The 26945-nt window shown below is 62.7% G+C and carries 26 protein-coding genes; 11 read left to right on the top strand and 15 right to left on the bottom strand.

Annotation, left to right across the window (positions count from 1 at the left end):
• Positions 1-218: 218 nt before the first annotated feature.
• Both NCS03_RS12450 and NCS03_RS12445 read left to right on the top strand, forming a co-directional pair.
• Positions 219-1853 carry an NAD(P)/FAD-dependent oxidoreductase gene (locus NCS03_RS12450; protein ID WP_250529227.1) on the top strand — a complete coding sequence of 545 codons (1635 nt, stop codon included), beginning with the start codon at positions 219-221 and terminating at the stop codon, positions 1851-1853.
• 29 nt (positions 1854-1882) lie between these two features.
• Positions 1883-2263 carry a hypothetical protein gene (locus NCS03_RS12445; RefSeq protein WP_008344366.1) on the top strand — a complete coding sequence of 127 codons (381 nt, stop codon included), beginning with the start codon at positions 1883-1885 and terminating at the stop codon, positions 2261-2263.
• 53 nt (positions 2264-2316) lie between these two features.
• Here NCS03_RS12445 and NCS03_RS12440 read toward each other — a convergent pair whose 3' ends face one another.
• The 3 genes from NCS03_RS12440 to NCS03_RS12430 all read right to left on the bottom strand — a co-directional run bounded on the left by NCS03_RS12440 (position 2317) and on the right by NCS03_RS12430 (position 6383).
• Positions 2317-3858 (bottom strand): UxaA family hydrolase, encoded by a 1542-nt coding sequence (locus NCS03_RS12440; protein ID WP_250529226.1) that lies wholly within the window; start codon positions 3856-3858, stop codon positions 2317-2319.
• A 16-nt stretch (positions 3859-3874) separates the two neighbouring features.
• Positions 3875-5161 (bottom strand): MFS transporter, encoded by a 1287-nt coding sequence (locus NCS03_RS12435; protein ID WP_008344369.1) that lies wholly within the window; start codon positions 5159-5161, stop codon positions 3875-3877.
• Positions 5162-5258: 97 nt separating this feature from the next.
• Positions 5259-6383, bottom strand: a complete 1125-nt coding sequence (locus tag NCS03_RS12430; protein ID WP_034473910.1) for a mannitol dehydrogenase family protein — start codon at positions 6381-6383, stop codon at positions 5259-5261.
• Between the two features lie 224 nt (positions 6384-6607).
• On the opposite strand from NCS03_RS12430, the gene NCS03_RS12425 reads away from it, so the two are divergent.
• Positions 6608-7306 carry a FadR/GntR family transcriptional regulator gene (locus NCS03_RS12425; RefSeq protein WP_175983099.1) on the top strand — a complete coding sequence of 233 codons (699 nt, stop codon included), beginning with the start codon at positions 6608-6610 and terminating at the stop codon, positions 7304-7306.
• Positions 7307-7354: 48 nt separating this feature from the next.
• Here the strand turns inward: NCS03_RS12425 and NCS03_RS12420 are convergent, their stop codons facing one another.
• The gene (locus NCS03_RS12420; RefSeq protein ID WP_008344375.1) at positions 7355-7675 is read right to left on the bottom strand and encodes a hypothetical protein; all 321 of its coding nucleotides are present in this window, start codon (positions 7673-7675) and stop codon (positions 7355-7357) included.
• Between the two features lie 376 nt (positions 7676-8051).
• Here NCS03_RS12420 and NCS03_RS12415 point away from each other — a divergent pair, with 376 nt between their 5' ends.
• Positions 8052-8927, top strand: coding sequence for a class I SAM-dependent methyltransferase (locus NCS03_RS12415; protein WP_008344377.1), 876 nt, complete (start codon positions 8052-8054; stop codon positions 8925-8927).
• On the opposite strand, the gene NCS03_RS12410 is transcribed toward NCS03_RS12415, so the two are convergent.
• Positions 8928-9485 carry a DUF1415 domain-containing protein gene (locus tag NCS03_RS12410; RefSeq protein ID WP_250480701.1) on the bottom strand — a complete coding sequence of 186 codons (558 nt, stop codon included), beginning with the start codon at positions 9483-9485 and terminating at the stop codon, positions 8928-8930.
• Positions 9482-10129 (bottom strand): TetR/AcrR family transcriptional regulator, encoded by a 648-nt coding sequence (locus tag NCS03_RS12405; RefSeq protein ID WP_250529225.1) that lies wholly within the window; start codon positions 10127-10129, stop codon positions 9482-9484. Before NCS03_RS12405 ends, NCS03_RS12410 begins: the two co-directional genes overlap by 4 nt.
• A 131-nt stretch (positions 10130-10260) precedes the next feature.
• Between NCS03_RS12405 and NCS03_RS12400 the strand changes: the two genes are divergently transcribed.
• Both NCS03_RS12400 and NCS03_RS12395 read left to right on the top strand, forming a co-directional pair.
• Positions 10261-11544 (top strand): MFS transporter, encoded by a 1284-nt coding sequence (locus NCS03_RS12400; protein WP_033536108.1) that lies wholly within the window; start codon positions 10261-10263, stop codon positions 11542-11544.
• Positions 11545-11648: 104 nt separating this feature from the next.
• Complete coding sequence (locus NCS03_RS12395; protein WP_250440230.1) at positions 11649-12245, top strand: nitroreductase family protein; 597 nt, start codon at positions 11649-11651, stop codon at positions 12243-12245.
• Positions 12246-12251: 6 nt separating this feature from the next.
• On the opposite strand, the gene NCS03_RS12390 is transcribed toward NCS03_RS12395, so the two are convergent.
• On the bottom strand, positions 12252-13739 hold the full coding sequence (locus NCS03_RS12390) for an MFS transporter (protein WP_175983103.1): 1488 nt from the start codon (positions 13737-13739) through the stop codon (positions 12252-12254).
• Between the two features lie 182 nt (positions 13740-13921).
• Between NCS03_RS12390 and NCS03_RS12385 the strand changes: the two genes are divergently transcribed.
• On the top strand, positions 13922-15172 hold the full coding sequence (locus tag NCS03_RS12385) for an Hsp70 family protein (RefSeq protein ID WP_034473913.1): 1251 nt from the start codon (positions 13922-13924) through the stop codon (positions 15170-15172).
• 74 nt (positions 15173-15246) lie between these two features.
• Here NCS03_RS12385 and NCS03_RS12380 read toward each other — a convergent pair whose 3' ends face one another.
• On the bottom strand, positions 15247-15450 hold the full coding sequence (locus NCS03_RS12380; protein ID WP_007000074.1) for a cold-shock protein: 204 nt from the start codon (positions 15448-15450) through the stop codon (positions 15247-15249).
• 493 nt (positions 15451-15943) lie between these two features.
• Between NCS03_RS12380 and NCS03_RS12375 the strand changes: the two genes are divergently transcribed.
• Complete coding sequence (locus NCS03_RS12375; protein ID WP_075583595.1) at positions 15944-17494, top strand: APC family permease; 1551 nt, start codon at positions 15944-15946, stop codon at positions 17492-17494.
• A 57-nt stretch (positions 17495-17551) separates the two neighbouring features.
• On the opposite strand, the gene NCS03_RS12370 is transcribed toward NCS03_RS12375, so the two are convergent.
• The 7 genes from NCS03_RS12370 to NCS03_RS12340 all read right to left on the bottom strand — a co-directional run bounded on the left by NCS03_RS12370 (position 17552) and on the right by NCS03_RS12340 (position 23734).
• Positions 17552-18337, bottom strand: coding sequence for a DODA-type extradiol aromatic ring-opening family dioxygenase (locus NCS03_RS12370; protein WP_250480698.1), 786 nt, complete (start codon positions 18335-18337; stop codon positions 17552-17554).
• Between the two features lie 94 nt (positions 18338-18431).
• Positions 18432-19034, bottom strand: coding sequence for a UbiX family flavin prenyltransferase (locus NCS03_RS12365; protein WP_034473917.1), 603 nt, complete (start codon positions 19032-19034; stop codon positions 18432-18434).
• An 11-nt stretch (positions 19035-19045) separates the two neighbouring features.
• Positions 19046-19357, bottom strand: coding sequence for a Grx4 family monothiol glutaredoxin (gene grxD, locus NCS03_RS12360; protein ID WP_034473919.1), 312 nt, complete (start codon positions 19355-19357; stop codon positions 19046-19048).
• A gap of 73 nt (positions 19358-19430) precedes the next feature.
• Entirely contained in the window at positions 19431-20255 is an 825-nt protein-coding gene (prmC, locus tag NCS03_RS12355) for a peptide chain release factor N(5)-glutamine methyltransferase (protein WP_239295460.1), read from the bottom strand.
• Entirely contained in the window at positions 20252-21334 is a 1083-nt protein-coding gene (gene prfA / locus NCS03_RS12350; RefSeq protein WP_034473922.1) for a peptide chain release factor 1, read from the bottom strand. Before prfA ends, prmC begins: the two co-directional genes overlap by 4 nt.
• A gap of 97 nt (positions 21335-21431) precedes the next feature.
• On the bottom strand, positions 21432-22727 hold the full coding sequence (gene hemA / locus NCS03_RS12345) for a glutamyl-tRNA reductase (protein WP_008344394.1): 1296 nt from the start codon (positions 22725-22727) through the stop codon (positions 21432-21434).
• Positions 22728-22915: 188 nt separating this feature from the next.
• Positions 22916-23734 carry a glycosyltransferase family 2 protein gene (locus NCS03_RS12340; protein WP_250529224.1) on the bottom strand — a complete coding sequence of 273 codons (819 nt, stop codon included), beginning with the start codon at positions 23732-23734 and terminating at the stop codon, positions 22916-22918.
• A 369-nt stretch (positions 23735-24103) separates the two neighbouring features.
• On the opposite strand from NCS03_RS12340, the gene NCS03_RS12335 reads away from it, so the two are divergent.
• The 3 genes from NCS03_RS12335 (at position 24104) to NCS03_RS12325 (ending at position 26932) form a co-directional block, all read left to right on the top strand.
• Positions 24104-24376: a hypothetical protein gene (locus tag NCS03_RS12335; protein WP_034473925.1), complete on the top strand. Its 273-nt coding sequence runs from the start codon at positions 24104-24106 to the stop codon at positions 24374-24376.
• A gap of 126 nt (positions 24377-24502) precedes the next feature.
• Positions 24503-26290 carry an aminopeptidase P family protein gene (locus tag NCS03_RS12330; RefSeq protein WP_502801519.1) on the top strand — a complete coding sequence of 596 codons (1788 nt, stop codon included), beginning with the start codon at positions 24503-24505 and terminating at the stop codon, positions 26288-26290.
• Between the two features lie 18 nt (positions 26291-26308).
• Positions 26309-26932 (top strand): HAD family hydrolase, encoded by a 624-nt coding sequence (locus NCS03_RS12325; protein WP_250435229.1) that lies wholly within the window; start codon positions 26309-26311, stop codon positions 26930-26932.
• Positions 26933-26945: the final 13 nt, after the last annotated feature.

Below are 26945 nucleotides of genomic sequence, written 5' to 3'. Positions count from 1 at the left end.
GGACCGTGAAACGACTCCACGCCGATGATAGTGCGGATACCCGTGTGAAAGTAGGTAATCGTCAGGCTCCTCATGCTCCAAACAAAAACCCCACCCCAAAAAGGTGGGGTTTTTGCGTTTGAAGCGCGGTATCTGCAAATCCGCGAAGTACGCGTTGCGCAAGCGCTAGAATCTCTCTACAGCTTTTCAAAAAGTACGGCAGCGCCGTCGATTTCCCCATGCTACGTCTAAGCGAACTCAAGCTCTCGCTCGATCATCCCGAATCGGCTATCGAAACTGCGGTTCTCGCGCGTCTCGCCGAAATCGGCGTTGGCGCGAACGAACTCGTGAGCTTTCACGTATTTCGCCGCGCACACGATGCCCGCAAGCGCGCCGATATCAAGCTCACCTACATCATCGATGTCGAGTTGCGAGACGAAGCGTCGGTGTTGAAGCGACTGGAAGCGCATCAGCATCCGCACTGCGGCGTGACGCCCGACATGGCGTATCGTTTCGTCGCAAAAGCGCCGGCGCAATCGACGATGCTGCGTCCCGTCGTCATCGGCATGGGACCGTGCGGGCTTTTCGCCGGCTTGATCCTCGCGCAGATGGGCTTTCGGCCGATCATTCTCGAACGCGGCAAAGCGGTGCGCGAGCGGACGAAAGACACGTGGGGCCTCTGGCGTCGCAACGAGCTCAATCCGGAATCGAACGTGCAGTTCGGCGAAGGCGGCGCAGGCACGTTCTCGGACGGCAAGCTCTACAGCCAGATCAAAGATCCCAAACATTACGGCCGCAAGGTGCTCGACGAGTTCGTCAAAGCTGGCGCGCCGGAAGACATTCTGTATTTGAGCCGGCCGCACATCGGTACCTTCCGGCTGGTGAGCATGGTCGAGAAGATGCGCGCGCAAATCCATCAGCTTGGCGGGGAAGTGCGATTTCAGCACCGCGTTGAAGACATCGACATCGATAACGGCAAGGTGCGCGGGCTCAAGCTTTCGACGGGCGAAACGCTGCGCTGCGATCACGTCGTGCTCGCCGTCGGTCACAGCGCACGCGATACGTTCGAGATGCTGCACGAACGCGGCGTCTACATGGAGGCCAAGCCGTTCTCGCTCGGCTTCCGGATCGAGCATCCGCAAGGCGTCATCGACAGAAGCCGCTTCGGGAAATTCGCCGGCCACGAAAAGCTCGGCGCGGCCGACTACAAAGTGGTCCATCACTGCAGCAATGGACGCGCGGTCTATAGCTTTTGCATGTGCCCGGGCGGCACGGTCGTCGCGGCGACGTCCGAGCCGGGCCGCGTCGTGACGAACGGCATGAGCCAGTATTCGCGCGCCGAGCGTAACGCGAACGCGGGCATCGTCGTCGGCATTACGCCGGATGACTACCCGGGCGGCCCGCTGGCCGGCATCGCGTTTCAGCGCAAGTGGGAAGAGCGCGCGTTCGAACTCGGCGGCGGCGACTACTCCGCGCCGGGGCAACTCGTCGGCGATTTCATCGCGGGGCGCGCATCCACTTCGCTCGGTTCCGTGGCGCCGTCCTACAAGCCGGGCGTAAAGCCGACCGATCTGAGCACCGCGCTGCCCGATTACGTGATCGAAGCGATTCGCGAAGCGTTGCCCGAGCTCGACAAGAAGATCAAGGGATTCGCGATGCACGACGCAGTGTTGACCGGTGTCGAGACGCGCACGTCGTCGCCGATCCGCGTGCGTCGCAAGGACGACTATCAGAGCGTCAATGTGGAGGGGCTTTATCCGGCGGGAGAGGGCGCGGGCTACGCTGGGGGCATCTATTCGGCTGCGATCGACGGCATCGAAGTGGCGGAAGCCGTCGCGTTGCAGATGATGGCGCAACACGCCGAGACGGTCTGATCGTCCGCGCTCCCAACGAGGTCGCGAACATGCCATCCGATGCGCTTCTCATCACCAATCGAGCGGTTGCTGTCGTCTTGCCGAAGCAGCCGTTCGTCGATTGGATCAACCGCGCCGATCCGGCACCAGACCCGCAGCGTCCCGTTCTTTTCGACGAGGCGCGCGACGACCCAAACACGTTCCTGATTCCATGCGGAGGCGACGATGTTATCGAGTCCGCCGAGAAATGGATCAACCGAAACTGGCAGACGATTTTCGAACAGATGCTCGACGACTGGTACACGGACGACGCATTGTGGCCGCAGAAGCGATCGCTCAAACTCTTTCGCGAATGGTGCGAAGTGCGGCTTCACGGCACGGTGTTCGACTGCTCGCACGAGCCAATCCAAATCGACCTCGGACCGGCCTGATCAAAGAAAAACGCGCCGGAACACGGCGCGTTTTTTTCACCAAAATAGAAGCCTCAAGTCACCACACCCACCTGCCAAGGCACGAACTCACTCTGCCCATACCCGTGGAGTTCGCTCTTCGACGCCACGCCTGACGCACAGTCGAGCATCATCTGGAAGATTTCGTCGCCGAGTTGTTCGATGGTCGCGGAGCCGTCGATCACGCCGCCGCAATTGATATCCATGTCCTCTTCCTGGCGTTCCCACAGCGCGGTGTTCGTCGCCAGTTTGAGCGACGGCGACGGCGCGCATCCATAAGCCGAACCGCGTCCCGTCGTGAAGCAGATCAGATTTGCGCCCGATGCAACCTGGCCCGTCGCCGACATCGGATCATAGCCGGGCGAATCCATGAACACGAAGCCTTTCGCGTCGATGCGCTGAGCGTACTCGTACACTTCGACGAGATTCGTTGTCCCGCCTTTCGCGACCGCGCCGAGCGATTTCTCGAGGATCGTCGTCAATCCGCCGACCTTGTTGCCTGCCGACGGATTGTTGTCCATCGCCGCGCCATTGCGCGCGCAGTATTCTTCCCACCACTTGATACGCGTGACCAGTTTCTCTCCGACCTCGCGGCTCACCGCGCGGCGCGTCAGCAGATGCTCCGCGCCATACACTTCCGGCGTTTCGGAAAGAATCGCCGTGCCGCCATGCGCGACGAGCTTGTCGACCGCCGCGCCCAATGCGGGATTCGCCGAAATGCCCGAATAGCCATCCGACCCGCCGCACTGCAAACCGACGATCAGGTGCGACGCCGGCAGCGGCTCGCGCTGCACGCGATTGGCATCGGCGAGCATTTCCTTCACCAGCGCGATGCCGCGTTCGATCGTCTTGCGCGTGCCGCCGCTATCCTGAATCGTGAAGCTCTTCAGATGCGAACCGTCCTTCAGCCCGCTCGATTCGAGCACACCGGAAATCTGATTGGTCTCGCATCCCAGACCCACGAACAGCACCGAATGAAAATTCGGATGCACCGCGTAACCCGCAAGCGTGCGCCGCAAGATGCCGAGCCCTTCGCCCTGCATGTCGATGCCGCATCCGAGACCGTGCGTCAGCGCGATCACGCCGTCGACGTTCGGGTAATCCGCGAGCGCTTCCGGATGCACGTCGCGCCGGAAATGATCGGCGATCGCGCGGGCGACCGTCGCCGAGCAGTTCACGCTCGTCAGCACGCCGACGAAATTGCGCGTGGCGACGCGGCCGTCCTCGCGGCGGATGCCCATGAAAGTCGCGGGCTTGTCGACGAACGGCGTCGGATGCAGATCGACGCCGAACTCGTGCTCGCGCGCGAAATCGGCCATCGACAGATTGTGCGTGTGGACGTGCTGCCCGCGCGCGATCGCTTCCTTCGCCACGCCGATGATCTGGTTGTAGCGCTTCACGGGCGCGCCCGCCGCGATATCGCGCGTCGCGATCTTGTGGCCCGGCGGAATCAGCCCGGCGACGACGAGATCCTCCGACGCGATCCGCGCGCCGGAGAGCAACTGACGCGTCGCGATCACGACGTCGTCGTTGGGATGCAGCCGGATGACCGCATGGTCGGTGGATGTGGTGGACATGGTTTTGTTCTCAGACTCAGACCGTGGAAGGTGCGCGACCGTCGTCGCGCCGGGCTTGCTCTTCTTCGGCGCGATTGAGCGGTTCGATCTTGCCGACAATGAAAAGATAGCTGAACGCGCCGAGGAAGCAGAAGCCGCCCGCGACGCACAGCGGAATCACGAACGAGCCCTTGGTGATCGCGAGCATCACGCCGGTGAACGTGGTGATGACGATGCCCGCCAGATTCGACGCGAAATTCTGGATGCCGCCGATCGACGCGACGTGATCCGGCGTCGGCGCGACGTCGCTCGGGAGCGACCAGATCGATGCAGCGGCGAACGCGAGACTCGCGTAAGCGATGCCGAAGAACGCGAGCATCAGATAAATGTTTTCGACGAACGCGCACAGCGTGATGACGGACGACATCAGCATGCCGCCGACCATGCAGGTCTTGCGTGCGGCGGTCAGGCTCCAGCCGCGCTTGAAGAGCGAATCGGAGATGAAGCCGCCGAGCCAGCCGCCGGGAATCGACATCAGCGCGGGAATCGTGCCGAGCGTGCCGAGCGATTTCAGCGAGAAGCCGTGCGCCTGCACGAGATAGCTCGGGAACCAGGTGATGAAGAAGTAGATCACGAAGTTCAGGCAGAAGAAGCCGAGCATCATGCCCCACAGCGTGCGGTACTTGAACAGCGACGCCCACGACACCTTGTTCTTCGGCGCAACCGGCACCGGCGCGACATCGGTTTCGCCGGTGAGATCGCCCTTCGACTTGTTACGGTAGATCAGGAACCAGCCGAGAATCCACACGAAGCCGATCACGCCGGTAATGACGAACGACGCTTCCCAGCCGAACGAGCTGATGATGAACGCGACGACCGGAATGGACAGTGCCGAACCCACGCGCGAGCCCGAATCGAAGATGCTGGTCGCGAATGCGCGCTGCGATTTTGTGAACCATTGCGACACGAGCTTCGCGCACGACGGATACGCGCCCGCTTCGCCGACGCCCAGCATCAGGCGGCAGCCGAACATGCCGACGACGCTCGTCGCAACCGCGGTCAACGCCGTGAACACCGACCACCAGCCCACCGCGAGCGGCAGTGCGATGCGTGCGCCGACGCGATCGACGAACCAGCCGAACGGCATCTGCATGAGCGCGTAGCTCCAGAAGAAGCCGCTCAGGATGAAGCCCATTTCGGCCGGGCCGATATTGAGCGCTTTTTCGATTTGCGGCGCGGCGACCGCAAGGTTTGCACGATCGATGTAATTGATCGCGATTGCCAAAAAGGCCAGAAATATCACTACCCAACGCATTTTGCGCATCGTTTGTCTCCTCAATGGGGCGGCACTTCAATGTGTTCCAGCTCGATCCGCGATGCCGGCGCGGTGAGCCGTGATTGAAAATCGGTCGGGCCGGTCGTCAGGCGGTTTCGAGTGCGTCGCGAAGACGCGTTTGTTCGATGTCGAGCTTCAGTTCGCGCGCCAGATCGATTACGGGCTGAAAGCGTCGAACTTTCTTCTCGTCGTGATTGCGCGCGATGTCAGCGAGCCGATGGACGAGAAACGGGTTCTCGAAGCGGTCGCGCACGCTCGCGAGGTAGTCGGCCGCAACGTCGCCCTTGCCGAGCGCCGCGAATACGGGAAGCACTTCGTCGCGCCACGTCGCTTCGAGCGGCTCGCGATAGGCCGGATCGCGCATCGCGTCGAGTACGGTCATGTCCGGCGAGCCGTCGCGCGTGCGCCAGATCTGCGCGAGCATCGTGTGGCCGAGATTCAGCATCAGAAGCTTGAGGCGTTCGTAGTGCGCGAGATCGTCGGTGACGACGATGTCCTCGTGTTCGCACGGCAATACCATGCCGTCCTGACGCTCGATCGCCCACAGCGCGTACGGCTCCGCGATCGCGCCGACAGGTTGTATCGGCTCCGACACGATGCGGTCCACGAGCGAATTCACCCACACGCAGTCGTTCGTCAGATAAGCGATGAACGCGTCGTCGACGTTCCAGCCGCGCGCCACGCCGATCACCAGATCGCGCAGCGTATCGCCGTTGCGCGAAACGAGTTCGCAGGGCAGAAGCGTGATCGGCGCGCCGCCGGCGCGATGCCGCGCGTGCAGCAGCACCGCGAGCTTTGCCGCGAAGCCGCGCGGCGTGCGCTGGCCGTCGAGCAGATCGGCGGTGTCTTCATCGAAAAGCGCGTACCCTGCGTCGGCGGTGTTCGAGACGATCACTTTCACGTCGCGCTTCACGCGCTCGATCAGCAAGGGCCAGTCTTCGTTCGCGTGCAGCGCTTCGGTGATGGCATCGCATTCGACCGTCATATCGATGGTTTCATCGCGCTGACGGCCACGGATGCGCACCGGATAACGCCCGGCCGAGCGCAAGGCCTCGACACGCGCGCGGCTGTCGGCGCTCGACGTCGTCTGGACGACGGTAATCTTGCCGAGCGCTTTCGCCGGATCGCGGCGCGCCGCAACGGTCACGAAAAAATCGACGTGTGCCTGCAAAAAGCGGCTGGTGCCGAATTGAAGAATCGGATTGCTCATCGTCGCGCGCGCTAGGGAGGAATTTCGTCTGGGAACGGTTCCAGATCGCCGTAAAAAAATTGGCCCACCTGGCCTTACCGGATTGCATACTAGTGTCTTGAAATAGAATTGGTCAAGCCACTTGTAAGCAGTCTGCGGACGGCAAACGCCCGCCCCACGGCGCGTCAACCCTTCCACTGATTACAATCCACGTTTTCCCCGAGACGAAAAGCAGGAGCCAGCTCGTGAGCGTCAAACCAGCCGAAACGCGTCGCCTCTATCTACAGATCGCCGACAAGCTGCGCGGGCTGATCGAACAGCAGGATTTCGCGCCGAACGGCCGCTTGCCGTCCGAGCGCGAACTGGCGCAGACGCTCGGCGTGTCGCGGCCATCGGTGCGCGAGGCGCTTGTCGCGCTGGAACTGGAAGGGCGCGTCGAAATTCGCATGGGCTCGGGCGTGTACATCGTCGCGGCGCCGTCGGCGAAGCCGGCGACGAGCGAAGCGGAACTGGGCGAAAGCCCGATCGAGATCATGAACGCGCGCGGCGTAATCGAGGGCGCGATCGCGGCGAGCGTCGCGCCGTTCGCGAAACCGAAAGAGATCAAGGCGTTGCGCGCCGTGTACGAGACGATGGCGCGCGAAGTCGCGAACGGCCAGGTGCCGATGGCGGCCGATCGCGCGTTTCACATCGCGATCGCGCAGATGACCGGCAACGACGTGCTCGTGCGAACGGTCGGCAGTCTGTATGACGAGCGGCATAGTCCGCTGTCATCGACACTGCGTGGGCACTTCGAAGGAGAGGAAACGTGGGCGGCCGCGCTTGGCGAGCATCGCGAGATTCTGGAAGCACTGGAAGCGCGCGACGCCATACAGGCGCAAGCGGCGATGCAGCGGCACATGCGTCAGTCCGCGGCGCGCCTCATGACCAAACGCAAAAGCTGACGCCGGCGCGCGCTCGGAACGCGCACCGGTTTCAGACGCGCGATCGCGTCAGCCCGGATAGGCTTCATCGACCTTCAGACCCGCCAGCTTGAAGATCACGCGCAACGTTTGCGGCGCAATCTCGCGGCGTGACGCGAGCGTCGTCAGGACGAAATCCATCACCTTGGCGTACTTCAGCATGGTCAGGCACGTTTCGATATCGGTGGAGCCGTCGCGCATCGATTCGGCGAGGCGCAACATCTCCACGGAAATCTCTCGTGCCATTTCGAGTTCGAGTTGCTGCTTTTCGCTCCACGCGGGCATCGCGGTCAGTGCCGCGAGCATCTCCTGAAATTGTTTCTCTGCTTTCTTGTCCGGGATCGCATCCATCGCCGTCCTCTCATGTTCATGGCGCCGGCGAGTCGCATTCGCCGCGCTGTGCGTTAGGTGTTACGTAACAAGGTGGGCGCGGGTGACGACGTTCGACGTGTCGAGGCACGGCTTGTTACTGGCTTGTTGCTCCTGCTTGCTGCATCGGTACGCAGCCGCGAGGCCACGCTGTGTCGTCTTTTCCAATGGCCTCATTGTCCGACGATGCACAATCCGTTCCATGCGTTTGCTGCCACGCATTGGCCGATCAGCCGTGGCTGGAACAAGAGCGTCTTCGCGCTTTTGGGTAAACTTCCCCTTTTGAGACGGCAGAACCAGCGGTTAGCGCACATTCGGCGCGAACTGCTCCGCTTTTTTTATTCAACACACCTTCAAGATGACCAGGAAGTCCTCCGCGTCGGCTCCGGGCACACCCGACCCATCCACCAAACACGAGATTCGTCCAGGCCAGTCGATCGAACTGCTGAAGGAACTCCATATCCTCACGCGCGACGGCAAGATGAATCAGGACAGCCGCCGCAAACTGAAGCAGGTCTATCACCTCTATCAGTTCATCGAACCGCTTCTCGCCGAAGTTCACGAGCGCCAAGGGGCCGTATCACTTGTCGATCACGGTGCAGGAAAATCCTATCTTGGGTTTATTCTCTACGATCTCTTCTTCAAGACTCTGCGCGATCGGTCACACATCTTTGGAATCGAGACGCGCGAAGAGCTCGTAAAAAAATCGGAAGAATTGGCTGGCCGACTCGGGTTTACGGGGATGTCATTTTTGAATCTGTCGGTGGCCGAATCAATTGATTCAGATCGTCTACCTGATTCGATCGATATCGTCACCGCGCTTCACGCGTGCAACACCGCCACCGACGACGCCATCCAGTTCGCTCTGCAAAAGAAAGCGAAATACATCGTCGTGGTGCCGTGCTGTCAGGCGGAAGTGGCTTCGGTGCTGCGCAAGAACAAGGGCCACTCGCTTTCGAAGAACGTGCTGACGGAAATGTGGCGGCATCCGCTGCACACGCGCGAATTCGGGAGCCAGATCACGAACGTGCTGCGCTGCCTGCAGCTCGAATCGCACGGTTATCAGGTGAGCGTAACGGAACTCGTCGGCTGGGAACATTCGATGAAGAACGAGCTCATCGTTGCGCAATTCAAGGACTTGCCGCGCGGCCGGCCTGCGCAAAGGCTGTCTGACGTGCTGGAAACGCTCGGGCTGGACGAGTTGCGCGAGCGCTTTTTCGCGCCCGCGCACTGATCAGGACTTCTCTTTCATCCACGCTGCGAAGCCGTCGTGCCCGAGACGGCGCAGCGTTTCGATATTGCGTTCGTAGATGTCGGCCGCATCGGGAAATGCAGCCACCGCGCGATCGATGCTCGCTTCGCGGATCAGATGGAACGTCGGGTACGGCGCGCGATTCGTGTAGTTGTCGATATCGTCGGGCCCGGTGCCTTCGAACCGATAGTCCGGATGAAAACTCGCGATCTGCAATTCGCCCGCGAGTCCCAATTGATCGACGAGGCGCTCGGCGAAGAAGAGCGCGTCGTTATAGTCGGCGAAATCGGCGAACGCGTGCGGCGTGATGAAAAGCGTCGTGTCGATTACTTCCGCGTCGGTGTCGCGCAAGAGGCGAAGTTCATCGGTCAGTTCCACGACGAGGTCGTCCACGCCGCGCGCCTCGCTCACCACATAGCGAATCTGCTCTTTGACATGCACGCTCTTCGCGAACGGGCACAGGTTGAGTCCGATCACCGCGCGGGTGAGCCAGTGTCGGGTCGCCGCGATCACTTCGTCGCGGTTGCTGCTGTCATTCATGAATCTTCCTGTTTGCGATGCGCGGCGCAGGCCGCCGCGATCAGCGTGCGCGCGATGCGCGGCGCGGCGAGCAGCGGGCCCGAACCGGGGCCGTAGGTCTGGCTCGTCGCGTAGATGCCGTCGACGAGCAACGCGAGCGATTCCGCCAGCTCGACGGGATTATCCGCTCCGGCGGCCGCCGAAATTTCGGCGAGACGGGTCATCAGGTAACTTTTGTTGCGCTCGACCGATTGGCGCGCGGGATGCGCCGGATCGCCGAATTCGCACGCGATGTTCACGAACGGGCAGCCGCGGTAATCGGGCGACGACGCGCGCTTCACCAGATCTTCGAGCGCCTGGACGAGCTGTTTCGCCGGCTCGCCGGGATGTTTCGCGACGCTCGCCTCGAAGCGCCGCCGGAATCTTTCATCCATGCGCTCCAGATACGCGACGACGAGTTCGTCTTTCGACGCGAATTGCCGATACAGGCTCATTTTATTGACGCCCGCCCGCTCGACGACGGCATCGACGCCGATCGCGCGGATGCCGTCGCGATAGAAAAGCTCCTGCGCCGCGTCGAGCAATTGCTCCTGCGCGGTCGCCGCGTCCGTGCGCGCGTTGCGACGGGCGGCGGTTTTCGGCTGATCGGACGTTACTCGGGTCAAGATCGGATCCTCGATGATTTCTGCTGCATGCTTGACATGTTACCGATCGGTAACTAAGCTCGCAACTCTGATGTGACAGAACGGTAACGAAGGTTCTTGCTTGAGATAAAAATCAACCTGACGGAGCAGCGATGAATTGGGTAGCGAGACGGCTGAACGGCCGTATGCATTACGGCTGGGTCGCGGTGGGCGTCGTGTTCCTGGTGTTGCTCGCGGCGGCTGGCACGCGCGCAACGCCGAGCGTCATGATGTTGCCGCTCGAAAAGCAGTTCGGCTGGTCGCGCGGCACGATTTCGCTGGCGATTTCGATCAATCTCGCGCTCTACGGTCTCGCGGGCCCGTTCGCCGCGGCCGCGATGCAGCGTTTCGGCGTGCGCCCGACCGTGCTGGCCGCAATTGCGACGCTTGCCGCCGGCGTCGGCATTTCGTCGATGATGACCGAGCCGTGGCAAATGGTACTCGTCTGGGGCGTGATGGTCGGCAGCGCGACGGGCGTGGCCGCGCTCACGCTGTCCGCGACGATCGTGAATCGCTGGTTCACGACGCATCGCGGCCTCGCGATGGGCATTCTCACCGCGAGTTCCGCGACCGGCCAGCTCGTGTTCCTGCCGTTCCTCGCTTCGATCTCCGAGCATTACGGCTGGCGTCCGGTAGTGTTCGTCGTCGCGGCGGCGGCGGCGATCGTGTTGCCGCTCGTCGCGTGGCTGCTGCCCGAGCGCCCGGCCGATCTCTCGCTGCGTCCGGTCGGCGAGACCGCCGACTTGCCGCCCGGCGCGCTCCCGCCGCCGAAAAATCCGATCAAGGTCGCGTTCGGCACGCTCGCGATGGCCAGCAAGACGCGCGATTTCTGGCTGCTGTTCTTCAGCTTCTTCGTTTGCGGCGCGAGCACGAACGGTTACGTCGGCACGCATCTGATCGCGATGTGCTCCGACTACGGCATGACGCAAGTGCAGGGCGCGACGCTGCTCGCCGCGATGGGCATTTTCGATCTGTTCGGCACGACGCTCTCCGGCTGGCTTTCCGACCGTTTCAACTCGCGCGTGCTGCTGTTCTGGTACTACGGCCTTCGCGGACTGTCGCTGATCTATCTGCCATATGCGTTCGGCATCGATTTCTTCGGCCTGCCGCTCTTCGCCGTGTTCTACGGGCTCGACTGGATCGCCACCGTGCCGCCGACCGTGCGCCTCGCCACCGATGTCTACGGCAAGGAATCGGCGCCGATCGTGTTCGGCTGGGTCGTCGCGGGCCATCAGCTCGGCGCGGCGTTCGCGGCGCTCGGCGGCGGCATGCTGCGTTCGAGCCTCGGCAGCTATACCGTCGCCACGATGATCTCCGGCGGCCTGTGCCTCGTCGCCGCCGTGACGGTGCTGCGCATCAATCGCGCGGGCCGGACGATGGGCGTCGCCGCGACCTGACGATCTGCACGCGCGCGCGAGCTTGTTTATCCTTGTCGCGTTGAACGGCGCGCATCTTTGCCGATGCGCGCCGTTTGTCTTTCATCACGCCAACGAGGCCCAACATGAGCACGAAACCCGCTCCGACCGATGTCGACATCCACGAACTGATCGCCGGCCGCTGGAGCCCGCGCGCCTTTTCCAATGCGCCGATCGAGCGCACGACGTTGCATCGCCTGCTCGAAGCGGCGCGTTGGGCGCCGTCGTCGAACAATTTGCAGCCGTGGCGTTTCATCGCGTTCGATCGTCATCGCGACGAAGCCGCGTTCAAGCGCGCGTTCGATACGCTCGCGCCGTCGAATCAGAAATGGAACGTGAACGTGCCGCTGCTCGTCTGCGTGACGGCCTCGACGCTCACGCCGAAAGGCGACGCGAACCGCACCGCGACTTATGACACCGGCGCGGCCGCGATGGCGCTGGTGCTCCAGGCGCACGCGCTCGGACTCGCGACGCATCAGATGGGCGGCTTCGACCGCGACGCCTTCCGTCAGGCGTTCTCGGTTCCCGCCGATGTCGAGATCATCGCGATGATCGCGATCGGGCATCACGGCGACGCGAGCGAGCTCGACGACGCGCTGCGCGAGCGCGAAGCGGCGCCGCGCGCACGCAAGACGCTGGCTGAAACGGCCTTCGAAGGCGCGTGGGACAAGGCGTTCAAGTAAGCGCGGTCAGTGCTCGTCCGCCGCCGACAGCGGACGAGCGACATCTTCGAGCGATTTGCGCTCCGCCGCGACGCCCCAGATTCCGGCGACGACCGCCGCCGCGATCATCAGCAGCGAGCCGATCAGATAGCCGACGAACACAGGGCCGCGCTCGTGCGTGTCGATCAACTGGCCGAAAAGCGTCGGCCCGATAATGCCGCCGAGCGCCGTGCCGAACGCGTAGAACACGGCGATGGCGAGCGCGCGAATTTCCAGCGGGAACGTCTCGCTCACGGTCAGATACGCGGAACTCGCCGCCGCCGACGCGAAGAAGAAAATCACCATCCACGCGATGGTTTGCGTCGTCACGGTGAGCATGCCGTGCATGAACATCCAGCCGCTCACCGTCAGCAGCACGCCCGAGATCGCATACGTCGACGCGATCATGCGACGCCGTCCGAGCACGTCGAAAAGCCTGCCGAGCAGCACCGGACCGAGAAAATTCCCGGCGGCGAACGGCAGCACGTACCAGCCGATGTGATCGCCCGGCACATGATAGAAATCGGTCAGCACGAGCGCGTAGGTGAAGAAAATCGCGTTGTAGAAGAACGCCTGCGCGGTCATCAGCACCAATCCGACGAGCGAGCGGCTGCGATGCGCCTTGAACAGCGTGTGGACGACTTCGCGGATCGGCGTGCCATCACGCGCGTGCAGACGCAGCGGCTTGACGGGCGTGTCGGGAATCTCGATGCCGTGCTGCCGGAAATGCGCCTCGATTTCCTCGACGACGTGCCTCGCCTCGTCCGCGCGATTGTGCGTGATGAGCCAGCGCGGGCTTTCCGGCACCCACATGCGCATGAAGAGAATCGTGAGCCCGAGCGCCGCGCCGATCAGAAAGCACGCCCGCCAGCCCCAATCGGGCGGAAGCAGCGCGGGATCGAGCAGCACGATCGAGCCCGCCGCGCCGATGCCCGCGCCGACCCAGAACGTGCCGTTGATCGCGAGATCGGTCCAGCCGCGCAGGCGGGCGGGCGTGAATTCCTGAATCGTCGAATTGATTGCCGTGTATTCGCCGCCGATGCCCGCGCCCGTCAGAAAACGGAACAGTACGAACGTGGCGAGATTCCACGAGAACGCGGTCGCGGCGGTCGCGGCCACGTACAGAAAGAGCGTGATGAAGAACAGCTTGCGCCGGCCGAGCCGGTCCGTGAGCCAGCCGAACCCGAGCGCGCCGAGCACCGCGCCCGCGATATACGCGCTGCCCGCGATACCGACATCGGCATTCGAAAACTGCAGCGCCGGGCTCGATTTCAGCGCGCTCGCGACCGCGCCGGCGAGCGTCACTTCGAGGCCGTCGAGCAGCCAGGTGATGCCGAGCGCAAGGACGATCAGCGTGTGAAAGCGTCCCCACGGCAGGCGATCGAGCCGCCCGGGCAGATCGGTTTCGATGATGGCCGGGCGATCGCTGGCTGTATCGCTCAAACGGGTCTCCCGTGGCGTGGCGGTTTCGTTCATGCGTCCGGAGCGTGCTCTCGAAATCAAACAAATTGCCGCGAGGCGAGCAAGTTATATTCCGCTTTTGTCGAATAAACTCAATGGTTTAAAAATATCTGAAATGCGGTTGATGCGCCCGCGCGAACGTGTTAAAAACGCCGTCCATGTTTGAATGCGGCGTCTTCAGGACGCCGCCGATGCCCATGACTTATTGCGCGATCGATTTCGGCACATCGAATTCAGCGGTGGCTTTGCCCGACGGATTGTCGATCCGGCTGGCGCCCGTCGAAGGCGAAGCGACGACGCTGCCCACCGCGGTTTTCTTCAACACCGACGAGAATAACCAGTCCTACGGCCGCGCGGCGCTCGAAGCGTACATCGACGGCTTCGACGGCCGCCTGATGCGCTCGATGAAGAGCATTCTCGGTTCGCCGCTCGCGGACAACAGCACCGACCTGGGCGACGGCTCGGCGATCAAATACACCGATGTCATCACGCTCTTTCTGCAGCATTTGAAGCAGAAGGCGCAGGCGCTCGCCGCCGAACCGCTCACGCGCGCGGTGCTCGGCCGCCCCGTATTTTTCGTCGACGACGATCCGCGCGCCGACCATCTCGCGCAAAAGCAGCTCGAAGCGTGCGCGCACGCGGTCGGCTTGCGCGAGATCCATTTCCAATACGAGCCGATCGCGGCGGCCTTCGACTATGAGGCCGGGCTGACGCAGGAAGGCCTCGTCCTGGTCGCCGATATAGGCGGCGGCACGTCGGACTTTTCGCTCGTGCGCGTCGGTCCGGAGCGCGCGCGGCATCTCGAGCGCAAGGGCGATGTGCTCGCGCACCACGGCGTGCACGTCGCCGGCACGGATTTCGACCGGCGCGTGGAACTCGCGACGGTGCTGCGCGAACTCGGCTATCAATCGCTCGATCCGAAAGGGCGCGAAGTGCCGAGCCCCGTGTATTTCGATCTCGCGACCTGGCATCTGATCAACACGGTCTATACGCCGAAGCGCGTGAGCGAATTGCAACTGATGCGCCATCTCTACACCGACGTGCGGCATCACGATCGGCTGATGCGCGTCGTGTATCGCCGGCTCGGGCACGCGCTGACCGCGCACGCCGAGGAAGCGAAGATCGACGTCGCCGCGGGCGGCACGACCGAAATCGACATGGAAGAGGTGGAAGAAGCGCTGCGCGTCGGGTTCGACGAGACGCAGCTCATCGCGGCCGGCGCGGACGAAACGCGGCGGATCGTCGAGGCGGCGCACGAGACGCTCAAGCGGGCGGGCGTCGCGCCGGCGGACGTGGGCGCGGTTTATTTCACAGGTGGCACGACGGGTCTGCGATTCCTGTCGGACGCGCTTTCGGCGGCGTTTCCCGGCGCGAAACCGGTATTCGGCGATCGCCTCGCCAGCGTGGCGAAAGGACTCGGAATCTACGCGCAACGCATCTTCGCCTGATGCGGATCACGCAGCCGCGCAGAAAACAAAAAACCCCGCCGAAGCGGGGTTTTTCATACGAATTCTAGCGGGTCTTAGACCGGCTTGATGTTCGCGGCTTGCTTGCCCTTCGGGCCGGTCTTCACTTCGTAGGAAACCTTTTGGTTTTCCTGAAGCGTCTTGAAGCCTTCGATGCGGATTTCCGAGAAGTGCGCGAACAGATCTTCGCCGCCGCCATCCGGAGTGATGAAGCCAAAGCCCTTTGCGTCATTGAACCACTTGACGGTACCGGTTTCCATGTTACTTGTTCCAAAAAAATGATGAATAAGGCCGAAGCCCAGGGGTGCGGAAAATCAAGGAAGGGGCAATGGGACCAACCGGAGTACCGTGATGGCGAACTCGAAAGAACCAATTCACTCGCCACTTGAAATCCTGCAAGAAGCTTTATACGGCGAAACGATTTCGCGGTCAATTAATATCCGACAACTCTGAAGGGATTTTTTTGAGATGCGTAAGCAAATTTTACAGCGCTTGCGCATCCGGTCTCGACTGGCTCAAGGAATCCCCGCTTTGGGGCGAACTTCTCTCCAATATGCACTGCATTCGAAAGGTGCAACCGTTAAACTACGCGCCTTCTTGACGGTTGCACCGATATCGCCGGCTGCCAGACATGGTCGTTGCTGGATCGGGCAACGGCGGCTCCGCGAGCCGTTTCTATTCCGGCAGTGCGAGATATTTGGAGGAAAAGTGACAGAGAAGTCGATTAAGCGAAACATCGGTCCGTTGGCGCTGATGCTGACGGGCCTCGGATCCATCATCGGGTCGGGGTGGCTGTTCGGTGCGTGGAAGGCGTCGCAGATCGCCGGACCCGCCGCGATTTGCGCGTGGATCATCGGTGCGGTGGTCATTCTGGCGATTGCGCTGACCTACGCCGAACTGGGCGCAACCTTTCCCGAATCCGGCGGCATGGTGCGCTACGCGCGCTATTCGCACGGCGCGCTGGTCGGATTCATCAGCGCTTGGGCGAACTGGATCGCGATCGTGTCCGTCATTCCGATCGAAGCGGAAGCGTCCATCCAGTACATGAGCACCTGGCCGTACGAATGGGCGCACGAGCTGTTCGTCGGACATACGCTCACGACTACTGGCCTGCTGTTGTCGGCCGTGCTGGTCGTCATTTACTTCCTCCTGAATTACTGGGGCGTCAAGCTGTTCGCGCGCGCGAACTCGATCATCACGATCTTCAAGTTCCTGGTGCCGGGTTTGACGATCGGCGGCCTCGTCTTCTCGGGCTTCCATTCGGAGAACTTCGGCACGGCGTCGAATTTCGCGCCGTTCGGATGGTCCGCGGTTCTCACCGCCGTGGCGACGAGCGGGATCGTGTTCAGCTTCAACGGCTTTCAGAGCCCGGTGAACCTCGCGGGCGAGGCGCGCCATCCGGCGAAAAGCATCCCGTTCGCCGTGGTCGGTTCGATCCTGATCGCGCTCGTGATCTACGTGCTGCTTCAGATCGCGTACATCGGCGCGGTGAATCCGGCGGATGTGGCGAAGGGCTGGCAGCACTTCAACTTTGCATCGCCGTTCGCGGAACTGGCGATCGCGCTCAACCTGAATTGGCTCGCCATCCTCTTGTACGTCGATGCGTTCGTCAGTCCGAGCGGCACCGGCACGACCTATATGGCCACGACCACGCGCATGATCTACGCGATGGAGCGCAACAACACGATGCCGAAGATGTTCGGCAACGTGCATCCGTTTTACGGCGTGCCGCGTCAGGCGATGTGGTTCAACCTGTTCGTGTCGTTCGTGTTCCTGTTCTTCTTCCGCGGCTGGGGCACGCTCGCGGCGGTGATCTCGGTGGCGACGGTCATCTCGTATCTCACCGGCCCCGTCAGCCTGATGGCGTTGCGCCGCGCGGCGCCGGATCTGGATCGCCCGGTCAATATTCCGCTGATGGGCCTGGTCGCGCCGTTCGCATTCGTGTGCGCGTCGCTCGTGCTGTTCTGGGCGAAGTGGCCGCTGACCGGCGAGATCATTCTGCTGATGGTCGTCGCGTTGCCGGTGTACTTCTATTTTCAGAGCAAGGTCGGTTTCGCAGGCTGGGGCCGCGATCTGAAGGCTGCTTGGTGGCTCGTGGCCTATCTGCCGTCGATGGCGGTCATGTCGCTGATCGGCAGCAAGGACTTCGGCGGAAACGGATTGCTGCCGTACGGCTGGGACATGGCGGCGGTCGCCGTGCTCGCGCTGATCTTCTATTACTGGGGCGTGCACACGGGTTATCGCACGACCTATCTCGAAGAGCGCGAAAGCACCGACGACATTCTTCACGAAGTCGGCGCGTAAGCGTTTCGCCTTCGCCGAACAAAGCCCGCCTGAGCGATCAGGCGGGCTTTTTTTCGATCAGTCGTCGGTGAAGACGTAGTTGGTCATCGCGAGCGCACGCTGGAATGTGCCGAGCGACTGGATGCCGAGCCGATAATCGTCGGCCGCCGCGCCGAGCGCGCTGAACACCGGCAGCAGATGCTCGTCGGTCGGATGCATCAGCGCGGCGTGCGGCGCGCGTGCACGATAGTCGAGCAGGGCGTCGATGTCGCGTTCGGCCATGCGGCTCTCGAACCAGTCGGTGAATTCGGCCACGCGCGGATCGGCGTCTTCAGGGCGAGCGCTGAAATCGGCCATGCGCAGATTGTGCGTGATTTGCCCGGAACCGACGATCATCACGCCGTCATCGCGCAACTCGCGCAGCGCCCGGCCGATGCGGAAATGGTGCGCGGCATCGAGATGCGGCTGAATCGATAGCTGCGTGACCGGCACCTCGGCGTCGGGGAACATCAGCAGCATCGGCACCCATGCGCCGTGATCGAGCCCGTGATTCGTCGTCGCGGCAGGAATGCCTTGCGCGCCGAGCAGCGCGGCGGCGCGCTTCGCCAGATCGGGCGCGCCGGGCGCCGGATAGCGCAGTTCGTAGAGCGCGCGCGGGAAGCCGTAGAAGTCGTGGATGGTTTCCGGGCGCTCGGCCGTGCTAGCGACCGGCTGCGCCGTGCCCCAATGCGCGGACAGCATCAAAATGGCGCCGGGGCGCGGCAGCGTCTGACCGAGCGATGCGAATTCGGCGGACGGCATCGACGGGTCGATCGGCAGCGTCGGCGCGCCGTGGGAAATGAAAACGGTGGGGAGTCGGCTCATGGCGGCAAATTCCTAAGCGGTATGCCGTGAATGTAGTACCGCTAGCTTCGTTTATAAACGGTCCGATGGGCAATGAATTGTGTCGCCGGCGTTGTCAATCCGACGCTTCGCCGCGCAGCCCGCGCCACGCGGGTGCAACCGGTTGGGCAAAGCCGAACAGATCGATGACGCGCGCGACGGTGTGATCGACCATTTCGTCGATGCTCGCCGGCTTCTGATAGAACGCCGGCAACGGCGGAAAGATCACACCGCCCATTTCGGTGACGGCCGTCATATTCCGCAGATGCGCGAGGTTGAACGGCGTTTCGCGCACAAGCAGCACCAGACGGCGACGTTCTTTCAGCACGACATCGGCGGCGCGAGTGATGAGATTGTCGGAGAGACCGTGCGCGATGCTCGCGAGCGTTCGCATCGAACAGGGTGCGACCACCATGCCGTCGGTTGCGAACGAACCCGACGCAATGGTCGCGCCGACATCGCGCACGCTGTGGACGACATCGGCGAACGCGTGGACCGCGGCTTTATCGAGTTCGAGTTCGTGCTGGATATTGAGCCAGCCGGCGCTGGAAACGAGCAGATGCGTCTCGACGCCGGACAGCCGGCGCAGCGTCTCGAGCAGACGCACGCCGTAGATGGCGCCCGTTGCGCCGGTGATCGCGACGATGAGCCGTCGTTTCGCGGCAGCGGGCGCGCTCACTTGCTAAAGACTTAAGCGGCGGCGAAAAGCTGTTGCAGTTCGCCCGATTGATACATCTCCATCATGATGTCCGAGCCGCCGATGAACTCGCCCTTCACGTAGAGCTGCGGAATGGTCGGCCAGTTGGAGAATTCCTTGATGCCCTGGCGGATTTCGTCGTCTTCGAGGACGTTCACGGTCTTGATCTGATCGACGCCGCATGCCTTGAGCACTTGGATTGCGCGGCCGGAGAAGCCGCACATCGGGAATTGCGCCGTGCCCTTCATGAAAAGGACGACCGCGTTCTGATCGACGATTTGTTTGATGCGTTCTTGCGTATCCATGGCGTTCCTGCGCTTGAGATTTCGGTGAGAGTTCTCGAAATGATAGCGGATTTCGATTACACGAGCCGGGCCGTCAGGCCGCGAACCGGCCGCCCGAGCAACGTTCGATGCCCGCGAGATCGCGCATCGAGTGCACGTCGCTGAAACCGCGTGCGGTGAGCAGCGCGCGCACCGATTCCGCCTGGTCGTAGCCGTGCTCGATCCACAGCGCGCCGTCGTGCGCGAGAAGACGCGGCGCGTTATCGACGATCGTGCGGATCGCGGACAAACCGTCGGCGTCGTCGGTGAGCGCGCCGCGCGGCTCGAAGCGCAGGTCGCCTTGTTCGAGATGCGGATCGCCGCTCGCGATATACGGCGGATTGCTGACGATCGCCTCGAACCGCAACGACGGATCGATGTTCGCGGTCCAATCGCTTTCGACGAAGGTCACGTTACCGCTCTTCAGCAGGCGCGAAGCGTTGCCGCGCGCGACATCGAGCGCGGCGCGCGACCGGTCGACGGCCCACACGCGCGCATCGGGCCGCGCGTGGGCGATCGAAATCGCGATCGCGCCGGTTCCCGTGCCGAGATCGAGCACGCGCGGGTTCGACGCATCGGCGATGGCTTCGAGCGTGAGTTCCACGAGCAACTCGGTTTCCGGCCGCGGGATCAGCACGTCGGGCGTCACGTCGAATTCGAGGCCGAAGAATTCGCGCTTGCCGATCAACTGCGCGATCGGCTCGCCGTTCGAGCGCCGCGCCGCGAGCGCCTCGAAACGCGCGACCGCGTCTTGCGGCAGCGTCTCGCGATCGCGCGTGATGAGTTCCGTGCGCCGCCAGCCGAGTACGTGCATCAAGAGAATGCGCGCTTCGAGCGGCGGCAGCGCGCACGCGCGCAATAACGCGGCGGCGTCGCTCACTCCGTTTCCCCGAGCGCCGCGAGCTGCTCCGCCTGATGCTCGGACACGAGCGCGCCGATCAGTTCGTCGAGATCGCCGTCCATGATGTACTCGAGCTTGTAGAGCGTGAGGTTGATGCGGTGATCCGTCATGCGCCCTTGCGGGAAGTTGTACGTGCGAATGCGTTCCGAACGGTCGCCCGAGCCGATCAGACTCTTGCGCGTCGCCGCTTCCTTCGCGTGCTGCTCGTGATACTGCTTGTCCTTGATGCGCGCGGCCAGCACCTTCAGCGCGCGATCCTTGTTCTTGTGCTGCGAGCGGTCATCCTGACATTCGACGACGATGCCCGTCGGCAAGTGCGTGACGCGCACCGCCGAATCCGTCTTGTTGATGTGCTGCCCGCCCGCGCCTGACGCGCGGAACGTATCGATGCGCAAATCGGCCGGATTGATGACGACTTCGCTGATCTCATCGGCTTCCGGCATCACCGCGACCGTGCACGCGGACGTATGAATGCGGCCTTGCGTTTCCGTCGCCGGAACCCGCTGCACGCGATGCCCGCCCGATTCGAACTTGAGCCGCGAATACGCGCCCTGTCCGGCGAGCCGCACGATCACTTCCTTATAGCCGCCGAGATCCGAGACGCTTTCCGACATCGTCTCGGCCGTCCAGCGATTGCGTTCCGCATAACGCAGATACATGCGCAGCAGATCGCCCGCGAACAGCGCGGATTCGTCGCCGCCCGTGCCCGCGCGAATTTCGATGAAGATGTTGCGATCGTCGTTCGGATCTTTCGGCAGAAGCATCGTCTGCAGTTCGCCTTCGATCTTCGTCATGCGCTCGCGCGCCTCGCCGATTTCCTCTTCGGCGAAATCGCGCATCGACGGATCGGAAAGCAGTTCCTGCGCGGTCGCTTCGTCGGTCAAAGCCTGTCGCCACAGAGCGTATTGCTCGACGATCGGACTGATTTCCGCGTGCTCGCGCGTGAGTTTCCGGTACTGATCCATGTCGGAAGTCACGTCTTCGCGGCTCAACAGTTCGTTGAGATCGACCAGCCGCTTTGCAAGCTGGTCGAGCTTGCCTTGCATGCTCGTTTTCATCGGACGGAGATGACGCGGTGAGCGTCAGGAAGAACTGCGATCGGAAAGCCGCCGCGTAAATCGCGGACAGCCTTTGAGAATAGCAAAGAGAAGGCCGCTAACGTTCCGACGAATCGGACGACGAGCCGTGACGGTAGAAGCCGCTCATCAGGTCGATGAGCTGGTTGCGCTCCTCGCTGCTTGCTCGGTTGAGCGCGTGCGTCGGACCGTGAATCAGCTTGTTCGTGAGGGATTGCGAGAGCGCTTCGAGCACGGCGGCGGGGTCGTCGCCGCGCGCGAGCATCTTGCGCGCGCGTTCGAGTTCGGCGCGGCGCAGCGCGTCCGCCTGCGTGTGCATGTGGCGGATGACCGGCACGATGCTGCGCGCATCGAGCCATTGCATGAAATTCGCGACGCGCGTCTCGATGATCGATTCGGCCTGCGCGACCGCCGCCTGACGCGACGCGTTGCCCTCGCGCACGATCGCACCGAGATCGTCGACGGTGTAGAGGAACACGTCGTGCAAATTGCCGACTTCCGGCTCGATATCGCGCGGCACGGCGAGATCGACCATGAAGATCGGGCGATGCCGGCGCGCGCGCACTGCACGCTCGACCGCGCCGAGACCGATGATCGGCAGCGTCGACGCCGTGCACGACACGATGATGTCGAACTCGTGCATGCGCGACGGCAATTCGGAAAGCGGAATCGCGCGGCCGTTGAAGCGGCCGGCGAGCTTCTCGCCGCGCTCCGCCGTGCGGTTGGCGACGACCAGCTCACGCGGATTCTGCGCCGCGAAATGGGTGGCGCAGAGCTCGATCATTTCGCCCGCGCCGATGAACAGCACGCGCTGGCTGGAAATATTCTCGAAGATGCGCTGCGCGAGGCGCACGGCGGCGGCGGCCATCGAGACGGATTGCGCGCCGATTTCGGTCGTCGTGCGAACTTCCTTCGCGACTGCGAACGTGCGCTGGAACAACTGATTGAGATACGTGCCGAGCGCGCCGGCTTCGGACGCGGTGCGCACCGCGTCCTTCATTTGTCCGACGATTTGCGTCTCTCCGAGCACCATCGAGTCCAGCCCCGATGCGACGCGGAACGCGTGACGCACCGCTTCCGACTGCGGCAGCGCATAGACATGCGGCGCGAGCTCGGGAACGGGGATGTTGTGGTACTTCGAGAGCCACTGGATCGCAGCTTCGCGGGCGGCGGAGTCGTCGGTGGCGCAGTAGAGTTCTGTGCGATTGCAGGTCGAGAGAATCGCCGCTTCGGGCGACGCCTTCGCGAGCGGGCCAAGCCAAATGTCCTTCAGCGCGCCCAGCGCGGGCTTCAGCTGTTCGAGCGGAAACGCCACGCGTTCGCGCAGAGCGACAGGCGCAGTGTGGTGGTTGATTCCGATCGTGAGGAGCTGCATTTTTTTGGGCTGATGCTTTGGGCCTAAGCCGATGGCCTTTCAGATAGCCCAATATTATAGCCTTTTGCGTATTTCTTCATTTATAGGTGGCATTTGGGGCGCGACCGAGCCCGAAGTGCCGAAAACGCCCGCGCAGCCGGGCGTCGAGCGGTTTGCCGGAACGAGCGTGTGACAGAAAGCCGCGCCGGTCAGCGGAAATACTTCGCAAGCTCGAGCGCTCGCGCCTCCAGTTCCTCGATCGGCATTTCATCGGTTCGGCGCGCCATTTGCCGGTTTCGCGCGCTATGTTCTTCCTCGCACATCGCGGCGCGTGACGCGGAGTCATGATTCAGATGAAACAGCGAGGAATCCGGTCCGGCAAGTGCATGCCAACGCAGACCGAGCCGCGCGCCGCGGATGAACAGGTCGTCGTCCTCGCCGCCCCAGCCCGTGAACTGCGGATCCACGCCGCCGATACGGATGAATTCCGGGCGTTTAAAAAGGTTGATTGCGCCCGGCGTGTTGGCGTAGAGCACATTGATATCGTCCGGTAAATCGCCTTCCATGAACGGAGCGAATTCGTCGAAGTTTCCCGATTCGATAAACGTTTGGCGTCGATCGCCTGAAACATTCAGCACGCGCGAGAAGGGGCAAAGCACGTCGCTGGCATCGCCGTCCATTAATGCGTCGACGGCCGATTTCATCATGCGTGGATTGGCGATCATATCGGCATCGTGCATGCAGATAATCGGGCTTTTTGCCATTAACGCACCGAGATTGACGAGCCTCGCTTTCGGAAACGGGCCGGTATCGTGCACGAATACGTGCCGGATGCGCGAATCGCCGATCTCGGTCCAACTGAACGTGGGCGCGGCGTCCGCTTCGATCAGCCAGATGTGAAAGTCCGAATAGGTGCGGACAAGGTGGCGCAGAACGCCACGCAGGTTACCGCGCCTTTCCTGACCGGAGCCGCGATACGTGACGATCATTTCGAGACCACGCAGGGAAATTGGATTGGCTTCAGTCATAGGAAAATGCCGCCTTTGAAACCGTCAATTCGTCGCGTGAAAATCAGTAACGCGATTAACGAAGTGGCGATAAATGTGAAGTTCGCTTTATAAATGGCAAGAACATATATAAAGCGCAAAGATGAAAGGATTTTATCATTCGGCCGAGCGGCGGAGTTTCGGAAAACTCGCATAATCTTCTCAAAAAGAAGAAGCGCGCTTTTGGTTCCCTTCGATGCGATTTCGGTACGCGCATTCCGAGCCTTGCGCTCCCCATATCCGGCCCCTAAACTCAAGCGCTACGTCGCGCCGAGGATTGCCCTAAATCATGTACATCCACCGATCTGCTCCGCTTTGCAACGAATCGACACCGATGGAGCATCGCCGCTGATGGGCTGGATCGGACTGATTTTTCTCGGTGCGGTGATCGGCGCGGCGGGCTGGTGGCTGCATCCGCTACGGCGTGCGGGACGCGTCGCGCGCGGTCCGGCGGGCTACGTCTGGACGGCCATCGCCGCTGGCATACTGGCGACGGTTGTTGCGCGCATGCTCGGCAATATCGTCGATGTATATCACGACGGCGACACGCTCGAATGGCTCGCGTGCGCGGTCTTCGCGCTCTTCGTCGTGACGACGACTGTCGGACTGGCGGCGCGCCGCTGATCTCGATTTTGTGACGCGGGCGGGTGATCCTTGCCGCGCGTCGTGCTCTTCGCGCCCTACGCGGGCTTTCAAGCAGGTGACTTCATGAACGATCGCATTGCAGATTCAGCCATTCCGGAACCCGCCATGTTCGCGAGCCGCATCGAGTCGTTGCGCGGCCAGATGGCGCGCGAAAAGCTCGCCGCCGTGCTGATTCCATCGGCGGATCCGCATCTTTCCGAATATCTGCCGGAACGCTGGCAAGGGCGTCAGTGGCTTTCGGGCTTCACCGGCTCGGTCGGCACGCTCGTGGTGACGGCGGACTTCGCGGGCGTCTGGGTCGACAGCCGCTACTGGACGCAAGCCGAGACGCAACTCGCCGGCACCGGCATCGTGCTCATGAAGATGATGGGCGGGCAGCAGACCGCGCCGCACGTCGACTGGCTCGCTGAAAACGTCGCATCGGGCGCGACGGTCGCCGTCGACGGCACCGTGCTCGGCGTCGCGGCGGCGCGTGCACTGTCCGATGCGCTGAGTGCGCGCGGCATCGTATTACGCACCGATGTCGATCTGCTCGATGCCGTGTGGCCCGCGCGCCCCGGCTTGCCGGAGGCGGCCGTCTACGAGCATGCGGCGCCGAATGCGAGCGTCGCTCGCGCGGACAAGCTCGCGCAAGTGCGCGACGCGATGCGTGCCAAAGGCGCGCAATGGCACTTCGTTTCCACACTCGACGATCTCGCGTGGATCTTCAATCTGCGCGGCGGCGACGTGAGCTACAACCCGGTTTTCGTCGCGCACGCGCTGATCGGTCTCGACGATGCGACGATTTTCGTCGCGGACGGCAAGATTCCGGGCGCGCTCGTCGAATCCCTGTCGCGCGACAACGTGCGCGTCGCGCCGTACGCCGCCGCATCGGAATCGCTCGCGTCGCTGCCCGCGGGCGCGACGCTCCTGATCGACCCGCGCCGAATCACGCACGGCTTGCTGGAGAAAGTGCCGTCGGCGGTGAAAATCGTCGAGGCGGTGAATCCGTCGACGTTCGCGAAGTCGCGCAAGACCGCGGCGGAAGCAAAGCAGATCCGCGCGACGATGGAGCAGGACGGCGCCGCGCTCGCCGAATTCTTCGCGTGGTTCGAGGAAGCGCTGGGACGCGAGCGCATCACGGAACTGACCATCGACGAGAAGCTGACTGCCGCGCGTGCGCGCCGCCCGGGTTTCGTCACGCTGAGCTTCGGCACGATCGCGGGCTTCAACGCGAACGGCGCGATGCCGCATTACCGCGCGACGGAAGCGTCGCATGCGGTCATCGAAGGCAACGGTCTGCTGCTGATCGATTCGGGCGGCCAATATCTGAGCGGCACCACGGACATCACGCGTGTCGTGCCGATCGGCGAAATCACGGCCGAGCACAAGCGCGATTTCACCGTCGTGCTGAAGGGTACGATGGCGCTTTCGCGCGCGCGTTTTCCGCGCGGCATCCGTTCGCCGATGCTCGATTCGATCGCGCGCGCGCCGATCTGGGAAGCGGGCGCGGACTACGGCCACGGCACGGGACACGGCGTCGGCTATTTCCTGAACGTGCACGAAGGCCCGCAAGTAATTTCGCACTACGCGCCCGCCGAACCGTGGACGGCGATGGAAGAGGGCATGATCACGTCGGTCGAGCCGGGCATTTATCGGCCGGGCAAGTGGGGCATCCGCATCGAGAATCTCGTGATGAACCAGGCGGCGGGCAAGACCGAATTCGGCGATTTCCTCGAGTTTGAAACGCTGACGCTTTGTCCGATCGACGCGCGCTGCATCGATGTGTCGTTGCTGCGCGAAGACGAACGCGCGTGGCTCAACGCGTATCACGAAACCGTGCGGCGCCGCGTGTCGCCGCATGTGACGGGCAAGGCGCTGGCATGGCTCGAAGAGCGGACCAAGGCGATCTGACCCACGGAGCAGCGAGCAATGACCATCAAGGCAGTCGTATTCGATTTCGGCGGCGTGCTGATCGACTGGAATCGCGAATATCTCTACAAGCATCTGATTCCAGACGACACCGAGCGCCGCTGGTTCCTCGACAACGTCTGCAAGATGGAATGGGTCGTGCAACAGGACGGCGGGCAGACCATCGAGGACGGCACCGCCGAACTGATCGCCGTCTATCCCGAGCACGAAGCGCTGATCCGCGCGTTCTACGCACGCTGGCCGGAAATGGTGTCCGGCGTGCTGGAAGAGGGCGTGGCGCTCGTCGACCGGCTCGAAGCGGCGGGCGTGCCGCTCTTCGGCCTCACGAACTGGTCGGCGGAGACGTTTCCGTATGCGTGGGAACGCTTCGACGTCTTGCGGAAGTTTCGCGAGATCGTCGTGTCAGGGCGCGTGGGCCTCGTGAAGCCTGATCCGCAGATTTTCGGTTTGATGCGCGCGGAAATCGAACGGCATCTGCCGGGCGTTCAGCCGAACGAACTCGTGTTCATCGACGACAACCCGATGAACGCGCAAGCCGCGACGGCGCTCGGCTGGCACGGCGTTCACTACACCGGCGCGCTGGAAACCGAAACGAAGCTGCGCGCGCTGAATCTGCCGATCTGAAAGTAAAGCGAGA

The sequence above is a fragment of the Caballeronia sp. ATUFL_F1_KS4A genome (assembly GCF_023630905.1).
In the GTDB taxonomy this organism is placed as follows: Bacteria; Pseudomonadota; Gammaproteobacteria; order Burkholderiales; family Burkholderiaceae; genus Caballeronia; species Caballeronia zhejiangensis.
This window is presented reverse-complemented; position numbering and strand designations above follow the sequence as displayed.